General features: G+C 52.6%; 12 protein-coding genes. 2 read left to right on the forward strand and 10 right to left on the reverse strand.

All coding sequences use genetic code 11. The annotated features are described in order from the left end of the window. Window positions 1–51 precede the first annotated feature (51 nt). Complete coding sequence (locus KU854_RS14100; RefSeq protein WP_218359124.1) at window positions 52–423, reverse strand: PilZ domain-containing protein; 372 nt, start codon at window positions 421–423, stop codon at window positions 52–54. A 185-nt stretch (window positions 424–608) separates the two neighbouring features. Beyond that, on the reverse strand, window positions 609–2,276 hold the full coding sequence (gene ettA, locus KU854_RS14105; RefSeq protein ID WP_218359125.1) for an energy-dependent translational throttle protein EttA: 1,668 nt from the start codon (window positions 2,274–2,276) through the stop codon (window positions 609–611). 316 nt (window positions 2,277–2,592) lie between these two features. Here ettA and sltY point away from each other — a divergent pair, with 316 nt between their 5' ends. Together sltY and trpR are read left to right on the forward strand one after the other, a co-directional pair. Beyond that, window positions 2,593–4,566, forward strand: a complete 1,974-nt coding sequence (gene sltY / locus KU854_RS14110; protein WP_336245251.1) for a murein transglycosylase — start codon at window positions 2,593–2,595, stop codon at window positions 4,564–4,566. 76 nt (window positions 4,567–4,642) lie between these two features. Beyond that, window positions 4,643–4,936 carry a trp operon repressor gene (trpR, locus tag KU854_RS14115; RefSeq protein WP_054779795.1) on the forward strand — a complete coding sequence of 98 codons (294 nt, stop codon included), beginning with the start codon at window positions 4,643–4,645 and terminating at the stop codon, window positions 4,934–4,936. Between the two features lie 214 nt (window positions 4,937–5,150). Here the strand turns inward: trpR and yjjX are convergent, their stop codons facing one another. The 8 genes from yjjX to dctP all read right to left on the reverse strand — a co-directional run bounded on the left by yjjX (window position 5,151) and on the right by dctP (window position 14,673). Continuing rightward, window positions 5,151–5,672: an inosine/xanthosine triphosphatase gene (yjjX, locus tag KU854_RS14120; RefSeq protein WP_054779796.1), complete on the reverse strand. Its 522-nt coding sequence runs from the start codon at window positions 5,670–5,672 to the stop codon at window positions 5,151–5,153. 17 nt (window positions 5,673–5,689) lie between these two features. Next, the gene (locus KU854_RS14125; protein ID WP_336245252.1) at window positions 5,690–6,532 is read right to left on the reverse strand and encodes a sterol desaturase family protein; all 843 of its coding nucleotides are present in this window, start codon (window positions 6,530–6,532) and stop codon (window positions 5,690–5,692) included. A 111-nt stretch (window positions 6,533–6,643) separates the two neighbouring features. After that, complete coding sequence (locus KU854_RS14130) at window positions 6,644–7,306, reverse strand: spondin domain-containing protein (RefSeq protein ID WP_218359127.1); 663 nt, start codon at window positions 7,304–7,306, stop codon at window positions 6,644–6,646. An 11-nt stretch (window positions 7,307–7,317) separates the two neighbouring features. Beyond that, complete coding sequence (locus KU854_RS14135; RefSeq protein WP_218359128.1) at window positions 7,318–7,980, reverse strand: spondin domain-containing protein; 663 nt, start codon at window positions 7,978–7,980, stop codon at window positions 7,318–7,320. Window positions 7,981–8,083: 103 nt separating this feature from the next. Further along, window positions 8,084–9,757 carry a diguanylate cyclase gene (locus KU854_RS14140; RefSeq protein ID WP_218359129.1) on the reverse strand — a complete coding sequence of 558 codons (1,674 nt, stop codon included), beginning with the start codon at window positions 9,755–9,757 and terminating at the stop codon, window positions 8,084–8,086. Next, complete coding sequence (locus KU854_RS14145) at window positions 9,754–10,137, reverse strand: response regulator (protein ID WP_218359130.1); 384 nt, start codon at window positions 10,135–10,137, stop codon at window positions 9,754–9,756. Before KU854_RS14145 ends, KU854_RS14140 begins: the two co-directional genes overlap by 4 nt. Then, window positions 10,137–12,569, reverse strand: a complete 2,433-nt coding sequence (locus tag KU854_RS14150) for an ATP-binding protein (RefSeq protein ID WP_218359131.1) — start codon at window positions 12,567–12,569, stop codon at window positions 10,137–10,139. The genes KU854_RS14145 and KU854_RS14150 overlap by 1 nt, the downstream gene beginning before the upstream one ends. Then, a complete protein-coding gene (dctP, locus tag KU854_RS14155; RefSeq protein WP_218359132.1) occupies window positions 12,553–14,673 on the reverse strand; it encodes a TRAP transporter substrate-binding protein DctP in 2,121 nt (706 codons plus the stop codon). The genes KU854_RS14150 and dctP overlap by 17 nt, the downstream gene beginning before the upstream one ends. Window positions 14,674–14,905 lie beyond the last annotated feature (232 nt).

Raw genomic sequence — 14,905 nt, forward strand, 5'->3', positions numbered from 1 at the left:
CTCTCGGAATACGGCGTGCCGACAACTTTACGCTTGGGCAAACTGCCGCGATTATACGGTATCTTTCAAATCTGTCAGTTGTGCAAGTTCGCGATGGAGCAGATCGTCGTTACCCACGTTCAGTTCCACCAGACGTTTCAAGTGGCTGGCGCTGTCGATATCAATATGGTCGAGCTGGAAGCGCAGGTACTCACCGCACTCTTGAATCAGCTTGAGTTCCATCGCCAGTTCAATGTCTGAATCATGCAGGCGGAATGAAATGTCGTAGTCCTTGTTGTTTCCCTCTACCCAGTCAAGCGGGGTTGCGAGCAGTGCACCTTTCAAGGAAAGGTCGAGCACCTTGGACTGCCAGCTTTGCTCTCCTTGCTGGATCGTGGCGGGGGTGCGGTACACCACGCGCGAAAATTTGCGACGTTCTGGCATGTGACAATTCCTTTGATTTATTTACAACCAGTGTAGGAGAGTCGACGCTATATCTCTACTTTGGTGTTCCGTCTCCGTGATGTTCTGCGCGTCTTATTTATGATTTTAACAATACGTTATGCGGTACCCGATGGCGCGCCATAAAAAAGGGCCACCGAAGTGACCCTGATTCTTATCAGCGGTGATTACTTGGTCACGCGCTTGTATTTGATGCGGTGTGGCTGTGCCGCCGCAGCGCCCAGCGTTTGCTTCAGCCAATCGCTGTATTCGGCGTAGTTACCTTCGAAGAAGTTCACTTTACCCTCATCACGGTAGTCCAGAATGTGGGTCGCGATACGGTCAAGGAACCAGCGGTCGTGCGAGATAACCATGGCACAGCCAGGGAACTCAAGCAGCGCTTCTTCCAGTGCACGCAGGGTTTCTACGTCCAGGTCGTTGGTTGGTTCATCGAGAAGCAGTACGTTACCGCCAGCCTTCAGCAGTTTTGCCAGGTGAACACGGTTGCGCTCACCGCCCGACAGTTCGCCGATGCGTTTTTGCTGATCGCTGCCTTTGAAGTTAAAGCGTGAACAGTATGCACGTGCAGGGATCTCGAAGTTGTTGATGCGGATGATTTCTGCACCTTCAGAGATTTCCTGATAAACCGTGTTGTTGTCATTCATGCTGTCACGGAACTGATCAACCGATGCCAGTTGTACGGTTTCACCCATTTCGATGGTGCCGCTGTCTGGCTGCTCTGCGCCGCTCAGCATCTTGAACAGGGTAGATTTACCCGCACCGTTGGCACCGATGATACCCACGATCGCACCTTTTGGTACGCTGAAAGACAAATCGTCAATCAGCACGCGGTCACCGAACGATTTGGTCAGGTTATTCACTTCAATAACCTTGTCACCCAGGCGTGGACCAGGTGGGATGAACAGCTCGTTGGTTTCGTTACGGCGTTGGTAATCAGTGGTGTTCAGCTCTTCAAAGCGCGCCATACGTGCTTTAGATTTCGCCTGACGGCCCTTCGGATTCTGGCGAACCCACTCCAGCTCTTTCTCGATGGTTTTCTGGCGGGCTTTCTCAGAAGACGCTTCTTGTTGCAGACGCGCGTCTTTTTGCTCCAGCCAAGAGGTGTAGTTACCTTCCCATGGAATACCTTCACCACGGTCAAGTTCCAAAATCCAGCCAGCCGCGTTATCCAGGAAGTAACGGTCGTGCGTGATAGCCACAACAGTGCCGCTGTAATCCACTAGGAAGCGTTCCAGCCAGCCCACAGACTCTGCATCCAAGTGGTTGGTTGGTTCGTCGAGCAGAAGCATGTCAGGACGCTCAAGCAGCAGACGACAAATCGCGACACGGCGGCGCTCACCACCTGACAGGTGTTTGATTTTCGCATCCCACTCTGGCAGACGCAGTGCATCGGCTGCACGCTCAAGGGCGTTGTCCAGGTTGTGACCGTCTTTCGCCTGGATCAGTGCTTCCAGTTCGCCTTGCTCTTTTGCCAGTGCGTCGAAGTCTGCATCAGGTTCCGCGTAAGCGGCGTAAACTGCGTCCAGACGGGACAGGGCATCAACAACGTCCGCTACGGCTTCTTCTACCGTTTCGCGTACGGTTTTTTCTTCATCAAGCTTAGGTTCCTGAGGCAGGTAACCGACTTTGATGCCCGGTTGTGCACGTGCTTCACCTTCGATATCGGTGTCGATACCCGCCATGATGCGAAGAAGGGTTGATTTACCTGCGCCGTTCAGACCCAATACGCCGATTTTGGCGCCAGGGAAAAAGCACAGAGAGATGTCTTTCAGGATCTGACGCTTCGGTGGCACGATTTTGCCAACGCGCGACATGGTATAAACGTACTCAGCCATTTCTGCTCGCGTTCTCTTGTCACATAAAAGGATTATTCTAACCGCTAAACCTCATCATTGTAACAGTCAGGTGTTGCAGGGAACCATTTGCCCCTTCTAATTATCAAAACAAGCTGAGACAACCGAAATGAGCCTCGCTTCCCAATTTGAATTTTGGATAAGTGAGTGAACGCACACGGTTATTTTTCGTAACCTTTTTTCCCCGGCAATGTCCGGCGCGATTTGATATACAGAATGACCGACACAATGAAAGCCTGCCGGGATAGACGAATAGGTATAAGCTTAAGGTCTGGCTTGCTCACAAAAAGCATGAGATGTGCTGTCGATGAAATACTCAATAAATACAAAAGTGTACATTAAGTCAGTGGATAGAATTCGTAAGGCAGCGCCGATAGGGCTGGCGCTGTTGATAGCCGGTATTGCACCGGCACAAGCCCTGAGCCTCGATGAGCAGCGTACGCGGTACGAAAAAGCCATCGCGGCCATTGAACGAAACGATCTGGCGACCTTTAGCTCCCTGAAGGCGCAAATCAAGGATTACCCGCTTTATCCGTATCTGGAATATCGTGACTTTACCCGCGATCTCAATCAGGCCAGTCCAAAACAGGTAGAGAATTTCCTTGCCCGTTACGATGCGCTGCCCTTTACCGACACCGTCCGTGCTCGCTATATGAATGTGCTTGCCAGCCAGAAGGATTGGAAAGCGCTGCTTAAGTTCCAGCCGAGCGTGCCGCGTGGGGAAAGCTACCAGTGTAATTACTACTATGCCCACAGTCAGGCCGGGGACAAGGCGCTGGCGCTTTCCGGTGCAAAATCCCTTTACCTGTCCGGATCATCAGTCGACAGGGCATGTGACAAGCTGTTTGATTACCTCGACGACAAAGGCAAGCTGACCGACAAACTGGTGCTGGATCGCATGTTGCTGGCGTTTGAAAACCGCAATGGCAACTTGGTGCGTTACCTTGATAAGCAGCTTAGCGGCACCACCGCAAAAGCACAGGCAGATGACGTGCTGGCGCTGTACAAAAAACCGCAAGGTGTGGCGGATTTTTCTAAAAAAAGCAAAGTGACGCCGTTCAACCAACGCCTGACACAAATGGCGTTTGAGCGTCTGGCCCGCAGTGATGCTGAAGAGGCCGTTGCCCAGTTCAAACGCACGGTAGAAGGCCAGCACTACAGCAAAAGTGAACGTCAGAAAATGGCGGATTACCTCACTAGTCGCCTGATGTCTACTGATGATGACAAGCTGGCGGCTTGGCGGGATAAATGGCTCAAGACCACCGCAAACCAATCACTTCTGGAGCGCCGTTTCCGGGTCAGCCTGACCCAGGCGGACTGGCCTGCACTGGCCGGTTGGCTGAGCCGTATGTCAGCCAGCGAACGCAAAACCCTGAAGTGGCGTTACTGGGAAGCGCGTATTGCACTGGAAACCGGTGATATGGCTCGCGCCAACAAATTGTTTGAAGCCATGGTGGGGGAGCGCAACTTCTACAGCGTGGCGGCAGCCTCTCACCTTAATAAACCGATTGCCTTCGACTATTCGACCTCTGCACTGGATGTTAAAGCGCTGGCACCTTATAAAACCTCACTGAGGCGCATCAGCGAACTGCTTGAACTCGATAAGCTCACCGCAGCTAAGCGCGAGTGGTACCACCTGTTAGAGCGTGTAAACAGTCAGGAGAAAGCCATGCTGGCAGCGTATGCGGCCGAGAGTAACTGGCACCATCTGGCGGTACAGGCGACCATTTCCGGCAAGCTTTGGGATCATCTGGAATACCGCTTCCCGGTAGCACACCGCTGGTGGTTTGAGTTTTTCAGCAAAGAGCGCGAATTGCCGCTGACAACCCTACTTGCTCTGTCACGTCAGGAAAGCGCGTTTTACACCCATGCGGTGTCGCCCGTGGGGGCGCGTGGCTTAATGCAGCTGATGCCTGCGACAGCAAAAGAAACATCGAAAAAGCTCGGTTTCCGCTACCTGGGCGTCAGTACATTGAGCGATCCGGGGATCAACATTCGTCTTGGCAGCGGCTATCTGAAAATGCTGCTCGACCAATTTGATGACAACCGCATTCTGGCGTTTGCTGGCTACAACGCCGGGCCTCACCGGGCAACACGCTGGCTGGAAAAAACCGACGGCAAACTCGATGCGATTGCTTTCATTGAAGCTATCCCGTTTAACGAGACCCGCCGCTACGTGCAAAACGTGCTGATGTACGATGTTTACTACCGCAAGCTTCTGGGCCAGCCTTTGCAGTTTTTGTCTGAAAATGAAGCGAATCGCCGCTATTGAGGTATGAATTGCTAAGACTCCTTAGGAGTTAGCGTATAATGGCACGGTTAATCAGAACCGTATCCCTGAGGTGACTATGAATGCAACGCCGGAATATTCTGACTGGCAGGATGTGTTGGATTTGATCCACCGTGCCATTGAGAGTGGGCAGGAAGCCGAATTGCTGAAGATGTTGCTGACGCAGGATGAGCGCACCGCGTTAATTGCGCGCGTGAACATCATCAATGAGCTGCTCAAGGGCGAGATGAGCCAGCGTCAGCTCAGCCAGTTGCTCGGTGTGGGGATCGCAACCATCACCCGTGGCTCCAACGAAGTGAAGCAACTGGATGATGAGCAGAAAAACGGGCTGCTGGCGCTTTTGGAAAAGTGAAAATGGTTCGAGAGACGGGGTTATTCTCGTCGCTAGATAACAGAATTGAGACGTGAGAAAAAGCAGATAAAGAAAAAGCGAAAAGAACTGAGCAAAGTTTGATTCTCTCTGAGAAATGACTTCATCCTGCTCGTCTCTCGTCTCTCGTCTCTCGTCTCTCGTCTCTCGTCTCTCGTCTCTCGTCTCTCGTCTCTCGTCTCTCGTCTCTCGTCTCTTATTCCGTCGGAAACAGCCCCGGATTCATAAACGGGATCAGCGCTAAGATCAGCGCCTGATGGTATACCGAGCTTCGGGTGAGCAAATTGCCCGTCAGCATGCCGATTGCCCCGCCTTTCTGCTTCACATTTTGTTCGTTGAACATTTCGTCCATCACATCGCCCAGCTCTTTGCCCTGTTCCAGCATTTTCAGAGCTTGTGGCGGCAAGGGAACAGACGCCGAGCGTGATTCACCAACACGGCACGCCGATTCCACCACCATCCAAGCAAAGGTGTAGGGCGCATCCAGCCCGGCTTCCACACCCACGTAGAAATTCCCGTCTATCACCTTTTTCGCGTTGTGTACCCGGTTGCGCGCACCGGCCAGTGTTTCCTCACTGGTCATTGGCTGGTCGGCTACACCACTCGAGACAGAAATGCCTTCAAACGTCATGTCGTTATTGGGGAAAACTTCTTTGAACGCAGCTTCAACGGCTGCAATTTTGGCTGGGTTTAACGAAGTGACGATCACTTTTGTCATGGGCATTCAGTCCTGAATTAAATGTGTTTTTCTGTTTTCTTTTTCGGTTGTCGGCTGAACAGGTGGAAAGGCAGCGTGAGCAGCCCGGTCAGCCAAATCACCTGCTTCTCGTCGCGGTGACTTTTTATTCCTATGGTCATGCCATCATGCCCACCCTCAGGCTGGGCGCGGTAAGTGTTAAACAGCCTGTCCCAGATCGCAAGGTTGAACCCGTAATTGCTGTCGCTCTCGTAGCGGTGAACCGAGTGGTGGACACGGTGCATATCCGGCGTGACTACCAACAGGCGCAGCCAACGGTCGACCGACAGGGGAATCGCGACATTGCTGTGGTTAAACAGTGCCATGCCGCTCAATATCACTTCAAACAGGATCACGGCGACTGCTGGTGCGCCGAGCAGGGCGATAGCGGCCACTTTTATCACCATGGACAACAGGATTTCGATGGGATGGAAACGGGCACCGGAGGAGACATCGAGATCGCGGTCTGCATGGTGTACTGCGTGAAGACGCCAGAGAACTGGAATACGGTGAAACAGTCTGTGCTGGAACCAGATAATGCCATCCAAGGCGACAATACAGACAAGGATGGTCAGCCATTGCGGCGCTGCTATCTGGTTAAAAAGGCCAATGCCATTATCACGACACCAAAGGGCAAAACCGGCGGCAGCCAATGGGAAAACAGCGCGTAACAGGGCGGTGTTAAGCAGGGTCAGGGCGATATTGTTGAACCAGCGTTTGGATTTGCTCACTGTCAGTGGGCGGCGCGGATAACGCCACTCGGCGAACGCCATCACCGCAAAAATGCCGAAAAAAAGACTCAGGCGGAACAGTGATTCCTGTGATTCGATAAAGGCCAGCACACCCACTCCTTGTTCGCATGGTTTGTTATCAGCTTAACACAGGCCGACACCAAAACCCGGGATGATGCGCCCAGTGTGAATGGGCGCATACATTGACTCCTTCCAGCTGCGTTACCACTTGCGTTTGATGGTGATTTTGGCGGCGGGATTATCGAAGCGGTGGCGGTAGTGCAATGCTGAGCCTGTCAGTCCGTCGTCAGCAGAAAGCACTCCGGGATGAATGCGGATACGGTTCACATCATCGCGTTCAGGGTTATAGCCTTCCCCTTGTGCCGCAGGCCCGGGTACAGTGGCCTGGGATTCGCTGTTTCCTTCCGTACCGGCATCCCATGCCGGTACCAGCAAGGTGATGCTCTGTCCCGGACGCAGGGCACTGATGTTGATATCCGTTTCAGCAACGAGGGCATCATTGGTGTTGACCAGCATTGAAGTCATAGAGAGATAGCGTGTATGCGGATTGGTCACGTAAAGGGAAAACTCGTCGGATGCGCCGGGTGGCAACAGCGCCTTGCCGGATAGCGCTTCTTCAACATTGCGCTGCTTACCGTATTTCAGCACCGCACTGTTGTCGCCCCCTTCCGCCAGCAACTCCACGGCCTGTGAGACAGGGGTGCCAACAGTAAACAGCAAATCGGCGTCGCTGTGGGTCAGCAGTGCAACCGGAGACATGGGTTGGGCATCGGTGAGGTTTTCAACAGTAACCGTATACTCTTTTTGCAGCGGACAGCCTGCCAAGGCCAGTGCCGCTGCGCCAATCAGGGCAAAGCGATACATGGTGAGCCTCCTCAGTACACGGTGACAGTGATGATAGCGACAGGGTTGAGCCAGCGGTGCTTGGTGCTGTCGAAATCACTCAGTCCGCCGTTGGGGTCGGTGTCGCCCAGATTGCCGGGGTGGATGTGTACTTTGTCATTGGCAACGTCAGTGTCTACCCCTGTGCCCCCTTGACCAAAGGTGATAAAAGGCGGGGTAGGTACACTTCCTGCCAGCTCATCATTGGCTTCCGTACCGGCGTCGTAACCGTTGGCTTCAATACGGTAGGTGCCCTTTTTCTTTGGAATCTTCCAGCTGTCGACGCCGATAAATGCGTCATTGGAGGGAAGCAGCATGGCCGTCACCGAAAGGACATCACCATGTTTTGCTGAAAGGGTTGTGGTTGCTGAATCGCCAGGATTCAGAATACCGCCTGCGGGGTTTTCGCTGATTTCTGCTCCGATGCCACTAGCCAGTGCTGAAAGTCCGGAAATATCGCCGCCTTCTGCCATGGCTTCAATTTCTGCCGAAGCCGCCTCGCCGGTGCGGAACAGGTAGTGGTCACTGGCATGGGTGGCAACCAGTAAAGGGGTGAAATAAATGCCATCGGTCGCGTTGGTAATGGTGACATCAACCGTAGCCGCATGTGCTGAAAAAGCGGCACCCATTGCCAGGCTAAGCAGTAATGTTTTCATGACGTTCTCCATGCTTTGAGGATTTCACCTCAAAGCATGGCGGGTAAAAGTAGCAGACTGATCTCAACTTTCTCGCAAAACCCTCACAATGGAGGGAGGCGGTTCAACCATTGTTGTTGAGCGTCAACGGTGGCTCAGTCGGGTTCACGTGAATCACTTCCACATGGGTCAGCACCCGGTTGCGTCCGCGCTCTTTGGCGAGATAAAGGGCGGAATCTGCCGCTTCGATAATGCTGTCCACCGATGTGAATTCAGGGAAGGTCGCTATACCGGCGCTCAAGGTGGCGTAAAAGTTCTCATCACCGTTGGAGAAAGGGGTGCGGGAGAACATCAACCGGAATTCGTCAATCAGCCGCAGGGCAATGTCTGCCGGTGTGTCGGGGAGGATCAGCGCAAATTCCTCGCCACCATAGCGGGCGCTGGTATCCGATTTACGGAAGCGGTAATTAAGCAGCCTTGCGACGCCTTTGATGACTTTGTCCCCAACAGGGTGACCATATTTGTCATTGATGGATTTGAAATGGTCGATATCAATCATCACAAAGCTGACCTGGGAGCCATTGCGCTGGGCGCGGGACAGTTCTTTTTCCAGCTCAATTTTGAGGTTGGAGTGATTAAGCAGTCCGGTCAGGCTGTCTCTGTCCATCATGGCACTGAGCGCCCGGAAACGGCGGGTGCGGATAGACACTGCCTGTGTCAGGTGGTGATCACTGATAGGTTTGGTCAGAAAATCATCGGCACCGACCTGCAGGGCTTTCATCTGTAGCTTCAGGTCAGTTTCGCCGGAAAGGTAAACAATGGGTACGTTGTTGTGCTTGGCATGTTGGCGTATCACACTCGCGGCTTCCACCCCGGAGCAGGTTGGCATATACAAATCCATCAGCACCAGATCCGGCGAAAACTCACCCAGTTCTTCCAGCAGTTGTTCGGGTTGGTCGACAATGACTGTGCTCATGCCTGCATTTTGCAAAATGGCGGCGAAGTGCTCAGCGAGCACCCGGTCGTCTTCGACGATCAGAATGCGGTATTTGGCATGGCTCGACTCCCAGAGTGAGTCGAGCACTGAGAGTATTTCATCGTATTCGATGGGTTTTTGGAAAAAGGCATAAGCACCAGATCGGGATGCGTGCAGGCGGCATTCCCAGGAGTTGCTGTTACTGAGCACGACCAGAGGAACACCGCTGCGTTTTCGCCACACTTTCTTGATGTCTTCGAGCAACGCGTCGCTATTCATGTCCAGAATGATCACGGATGGCGCTTCTTTATCCAGTGCTTTTTTAAGTGTGGCGGTGTCCTTGTAAAAGTTCACTTTGTAGTCGATATAACGCAGTTGATCGACCATTTCCTGTGTGGCATCCATGTCTTCGGCAACCACATAGATCAGCTGGTGGTTCTGCTCCTGTTCATGTAACAGTGTGGCTTCATTGTTCAGTAATTTATCCGCGCGCTTGGGTTCTATTTCAGTAACCGTGTCTAGGCAGTCCATCAGGCGCTGAAGTTCCGGATCTTCATAGGCTACCGTGGCACGTTGCTGGTGGGATTTGAGCAGGGTTTCGACATCGCGGCCCCATTCCCCCAAATCAATAAAGCCCAGCGTGGTGGCGGTACCCGCCAGCTTGTGGGCTTCGAGAATCATATCTTCACGGCTGCTTTGGTCTGCAGGCACCGCCGTCGCCATTTGGGCCCACAACATCTTTATTCGGGCGACCCGGTCAGGCACCCCTGCTGTAAATTTATCCTGTTGTTGTTGAAAGCGTTGAATTTGCGATGGCTTCATAAACCCCGTCCAGTCATCAAGTTTTTAATCTCATCAGCCAGGCTCATGGGATCGAATGGCTTGCTGATAACGCCGATGGCGCCGCAGTCTTTATAGGCCTTGACTTCAGACGGATGCACTTTGGCTGTCATAAAGATGGCCGGTGTACTTTCCAGGTGTGGGATTTTCCGGAGATTGGCCAGGGTTGTCGGGCCATCCATGTCGGGCATCATCACATCCAGCAGCAAGAGGTCCGGGCTGGCGAGCGCCGCTTTTTCCAGTGCCTGGTTGCCGCAATCGCAGGTGAGCAAAACAAAGTCATCGCCTTCCAGAGCCATCTCGGCGACGTCTCTGATATCTTCGTCGTCTTCAACATAGAGAACGGTAATTGGTGTACTCATCACATCACCTCTCGCGGGAAGGTATTCTTAAGTATAAGACGGAGTTCGGATTTTAGATGGGACATGTTGCATGTCGACTGATTGCATATTGCAATCACCCGCTCAGGATGGGGAAAGGGCTTGTCTCCGTGAGAAAGTAAAACAATAGGAATCTCTTGTTTATTAAAAAGTTTTATCACTTCATGCTCATCGGCTTTAACCGGCCATTCCAGCACTAAAAGATTAAAAGGCTGTTTGGAGGTCGCCAACAGTGCTTGGGACAGGTCGTCAGCGTGTGAAACATCGCAAGTTGAAGAAAAGCTTTGACGGAACTGGGACAGGATTTTTTCATTGTTGCCAAAGTAAAGGATCTGGTAACCAGATACCTGAAACACAGGGCTGGCGTCCTGCCAGCTGTCACTGGCTGATTCTGTCGGTAAGGTGAAGTAGAACGTTGACCCTTTGCCCAGCTCAGAGAAAAACTCTAACGTACCCTGATGCCCCTCAACAATGGCTTTGGATATTGCCAGTCCGAGTCCTGTCCCCCCTACGCGGCGGGTATCTGAACTGTCAGCCTGGGAGAAGCGCTCGAAGATTTTTTCATGGTATTCAGGGGGAATACCGGTACCGACATCTATCACCTCAACCCGGTAACCATTGGAAAGGTGTTTGAGCGAAACCGTCACCGCCTCGCCGGGTCTGGAATACTTGATGGCATTGGAGAGCAGGTTAGCCATGACTTGCTGCAATCGGATGGAGTCGGCATTGACAAAGGCTTCTTGTACCTGGGAGTTCAGCACGAGATCCACATTGTGCTGGTGGGCATAACTTTCGTTGTCTTCGATGCTGCGGCGAACAATGGTGTCGAGGTTGACGCGGGTAAACGTCAGGGTCAGTTGGCCGGATTCGAGTTTTTCAATATCCAGAATGTCGTTGATGAGCAAGGTCAGGCGTTCACTGTTGCGTAACGCCAAAGTCAGCATCTTTTTGTTCTTCTCACTCAATTCGTCGCCAAATTTCCCCAGAATCAAACCCAGCGCACCACGGATTGACGTCAGAGGTGTACGCAATTCATGGCTGACGGTGGCGACAAATTCATTTTTGACCGCCTCGTCTTTCTTACGCTCGGTGATGTCACGGATAACGCCGGTAAACATACGCTTGCCATTGATGCGCATTTCGCTGACAGCCAGTTCTGCCGGGAATACGGTGCCGTTCTTGCGCCTTGCGGTAATTTCGCGGCCGATCCCGATGACTTTTGCCGGTTTGCCGGAGAGGTAATTGGTCATGAACTGGTCATGCTGGGAAGAGTAGTTGTGCGGCATCAGAATGTTGACCTTCTCGCCGATCACTTCGGAGGCGGTATAGCCAAACAAACCTTCTGCGGCAGGGTTGAAGGTTGCGATAAAGCCAAGGGTGTCGATGGTGACAATGCCATCGATAACCGTATCAACAATGGCGTGTACCTGACTTAAGCCGGAACGGCGCTCTTCCTGGATGGTAGACTCGCTGGCTTTACGAATGTGCTCTGTGGCCTGGTTGAATGCCTGTGCGAGCGAAGTCAGCTCGCTGCTTTCATAGGGGCTTTCAATGGGGTAGTTGCCTTGTTTGACCTTATCTGCCAGTTCGACGATGGGACGGGCCATTTTTTTACCCAACCGGCGGGCAATGATTATCACCGGAAGCAGGGTCAACAGCGCCAGCAGGCTAAAATTTATCAGCCAGGAAGAAATGTCTTTTAGCAAGTTGAAGTAGGGCGTTGTTAGCGTCAGAGTGATGGGCAGTACCCCTTTGCGCATGCCGGGTATTTGGGAAACAGATACCGATACACCGGGCCTTTTTTCCACAATATTGGTAAAGGTAAGGTTGTTCCCTACGGTCAGGGTGTAAAGGCTGTCCAGGGAGCCCAATAACGGGGCTAACAGGTTGTCCAAATCAACATGGGCAATAATGCCGCCTTGAACCGCACCGTAGTAAATAATGGGCTCGATAATGTAGAGATGGTTTTTACGGAGCAGGGTTTTCCCTTTGCCGGAGACCAACACCTCTTCCACCATGTCCGGTTTAAACCATTCCTTGTCGTCGTCATGACTGAGAATTATCCGTCCGGCATAATCAAACAGATGCGGATCTTCGATGGCGGTGTAAAGGGTCAGGTCTTCCAGCGCATATTGGAAGTAGCTGCTGCCTGCGCCCAAATCAACCAGGCTGTTAATGGAAAGTTGGCTTTGTGCGGTGCGGACGATGGCGCTTTGCTGGGTATTTAGCTGCAGATCTATCAGGTTGAGCGTGTTGAACGCCTGATCCTTCAGACTTTCATGCTGTTGCCGCGCCACACTGGCGACTTCCATGACGGATGTTACGCAGACGGTAAACAGCAAAACGCCTGTCAGCATTGACAGGATAAGTTTGGAAAAACGGTTGGCAATACTGCCGTTATTCAGCTTTGGCATCAGACCTCTTTGGATACAGCGTGCCATCTTTGTAGATGGCGAACAGATAGTCGTCCGCTTTCAACGCGTCCTGTGGATCATTGAGGAATGGCTGCTGGTATTGCTTCATCAGCCCTGAGTAAGCGTCGATTTTCTTCAGTTCGTGGCGGATGGCAGACATGTCTGGCTTGCCAGCGCGCTGTGTTGCAATCGCCAGCATTTTCATCAGGTCATACGCATGCGCAGTGCCGGAAGGCGAAACAATGTCGGTCGCATTTTTGGTGTAGTAGCGCTGGTGGTATCGCTTGGCCAGCGAGACGGCAAGGGGATTGTCGTTATCGACAAAAGTGAATGTCTGCAGCACTCGGAAGTCGACTTTCTCCAGCGCCTTTGCTGCTTTTAGGCCAAAGTCTGATCCTGTTACCCCCCAATGTGAAAACACCACCGGCGGGTTGGGGTAGGAGGCAAGCAATTCGACAAATGCGTGGCCTTCCACTGAACTGCCGACAAAGATGAGCGCCTTGGCACCCTGGTCGATCAGGTTTTTGATTTTTTGGGCGCTGTTTTTCTCCCCCCAGTCAAACCACTCGGTGTGTACCGGCCTGACTCCGCGTTTTTGCATGCTTTCCTGCAAGGCGGTGTAATTGCTGCGCCCCCAGCCGTTATTCACCATCAACAGGCCGATATCCTCAGTCTCGCTTAACGCGCCATCCAGCATAAACTGTGCGGCATACTCATCCCGCACGGAGACACGGAATACATAGCTGGGATCCTGTCCATTACTGGTGATGGGGGTCGCCGCCGCCCACGGTACCAGCATCAGCATTTTCTCCTGGTGCAGCAGATCGATTTCACTGAGCACTACCGGACTGCTGATCCCGCTGAACACCGCAAGCAGGTTCGGGTATTGGGAAAAGCGTTTGATGTTGTCCAGTCCGCGGGAAGGCAGCATCGTGTTGTCCCGCGCCAGCAACACCACTTCCTTACCCAACAAGCCGCCGTTGGCGTTGATTTCCTCCAAGGCCAACTCAATGCCGCGGCGGATAGACAGCCCTGATTTGGCTGATGCGCCGGTCATGGCCGCATCCAGAGCCACAATCAGTTTGTCAGGGTAGGGGTTTTCCCAGTCCTGCTTGAGCTCGAGTAGTTGCTCAAGGTTGGCGGTGCCAACGACGTGGCGGTTTTTCTCCAGTGTGTCCTCATATGCCTGCTTGAGTGATGCCATCAACGCCGGACTGGGCTGGTAAACAACGCCCTTCTCCTCGAGTGTTTTCAGCGCCTTACCGTTGATGCGCTCAGCGACGATATACTGCAGACTGGAAGCCTCTTTCGCTGCTTCACTGATGATATTTTTTTGCTGAGGTGTCAGTCGGTAAAAGGCCTTCTCAGACATGATCAGAAGCAGGGTCTGGTGACCGTGATTGGTCATGTACACCCGTTTACCTTCTAAGGTCTGGTGCCCGATATGGGAAAGGGACTCCTCACTGCCGTTAATATCCCCGTTCTGGAAAGCCTCGGCAACCAGGCTGTGGGCGATGGGTGTGGTCGCCGCGCCCCAGTACTCGAACTGTTGCTGGAGAAGGGTACTTTCCATGATCCGGAAACGCTTACCGGCAAAGTCGTCCACTGAATCCAACGGAAAGTTGGTGACCAGTTGTTTGAAGCCGCCATCCCAAAACCCGAGGCCGATTAACTTGTCCTGCTTCAGCAGTTCCAACAACTGGCGCGCTAACTGGCTGCGGTAAACCCTGTGTACCTGCTCCACGTTGGAGAAAATAAACGGCACATTAAACAGCTCCAACTCGGGGCGGATATGCGTCATTTTCGCGCTGGGTATGACGGCAAAATCAATCAGCCCTTCCTGAAGACCGGCCAGTACCCGGCGTTCATCTGTATGCTCAATGGGGTGCTGGGGCAAGACCACGAGCGACCCCTGTGACAGGCTTTTCACCAATTCACCAAACTGAACGGCAGCCTCATGCGCTGCGCTGCCTTCGTGGCTGCTCACCTGTATGACCAGGGAGGTGGGCATTGCGGGCTGCGGTGCTTTTGATTTCTCAGCCACTTTGGCCTCATCACACCCAGTCAGCAATGCCAGCAGCAGAACACAGTAAAAGCGCGTCATGGATAATCTCCGAACGTTTGGCGAAACAAGTGTTTATACAAAAGCGGGTAATCACTTAAAGATTAGAGATGAGACTAATGTTTCGCCAGTGATATATCTTGCAGTGATCCAGCAACGGCTGACGTTTGGAAGGCGACGCTGCCAGCACACTGAATTTCCTTTCGTTTAATAAATCCTCGATAAAAGGCGGAGATCCATAACTGCGCTAGTATGTTAAATAATGGTTAATTGC

It is taken from the genome of Enterovibrio paralichthyis (assembly GCF_019209835.1).
GTDB classification, from domain to species: domain Bacteria; phylum Pseudomonadota; class Gammaproteobacteria; order Enterobacterales; family Vibrionaceae; genus Enterovibrio; species Enterovibrio paralichthyis.

Coding starts and splice junctions, on each gene's coding strand:
- KU854_RS14100 (WP_218359124.1), bottom strand. CDS start 423: ATGCCAGAACGTCGCAAATTTTCGCGCGTGGTGTACCGCACCCCCGCC.
- ettA (WP_218359125.1), bottom strand. CDS start 2,276: ATGGCTGAGTACGTTTATACCATGTCGCGCGTTGGCAAAATCGTGCCA.
- trpR (WP_054779795.1), top strand. CDS start 4,643: ATGAATGCAACGCCGGAATATTCTGACTGGCAGGATGTGTTGGATTTG.
- yjjX (WP_054779796.1), bottom strand. CDS start 5,672: ATGACAAAAGTGATCGTCACTTCGTTAAACCCAGCCAAAATTGCAGCC.
- KU854_RS14130 (WP_218359127.1), bottom strand. CDS start 7,306: ATGTATCGCTTTGCCCTGATTGGCGCAGCGGCACTGGCCTTGGCAGGC.
- KU854_RS14135 (WP_218359128.1), bottom strand. CDS start 7,980: ATGAAAACATTACTGCTTAGCCTGGCAATGGGTGCCGCTTTTTCAGCA.
- KU854_RS14140 (WP_218359129.1), bottom strand. CDS start 9,757: ATGAAGCCATCGCAAATTCAACGCTTTCAACAACAACAGGATAAATTT.
- KU854_RS14145 (WP_218359130.1), bottom strand. CDS start 10,137: ATGAGTACACCAATTACCGTTCTCTATGTTGAAGACGACGAAGATATC.
- KU854_RS14150 (WP_218359131.1), bottom strand. CDS start 12,569: ATGCCAAAGCTGAATAACGGCAGTATTGCCAACCGTTTTTCCAAACTT.
- dctP (WP_218359132.1), bottom strand. CDS start 14,673: ATGACGCGCTTTTACTGTGTTCTGCTGCTGGCATTGCTGACTGGGTGT.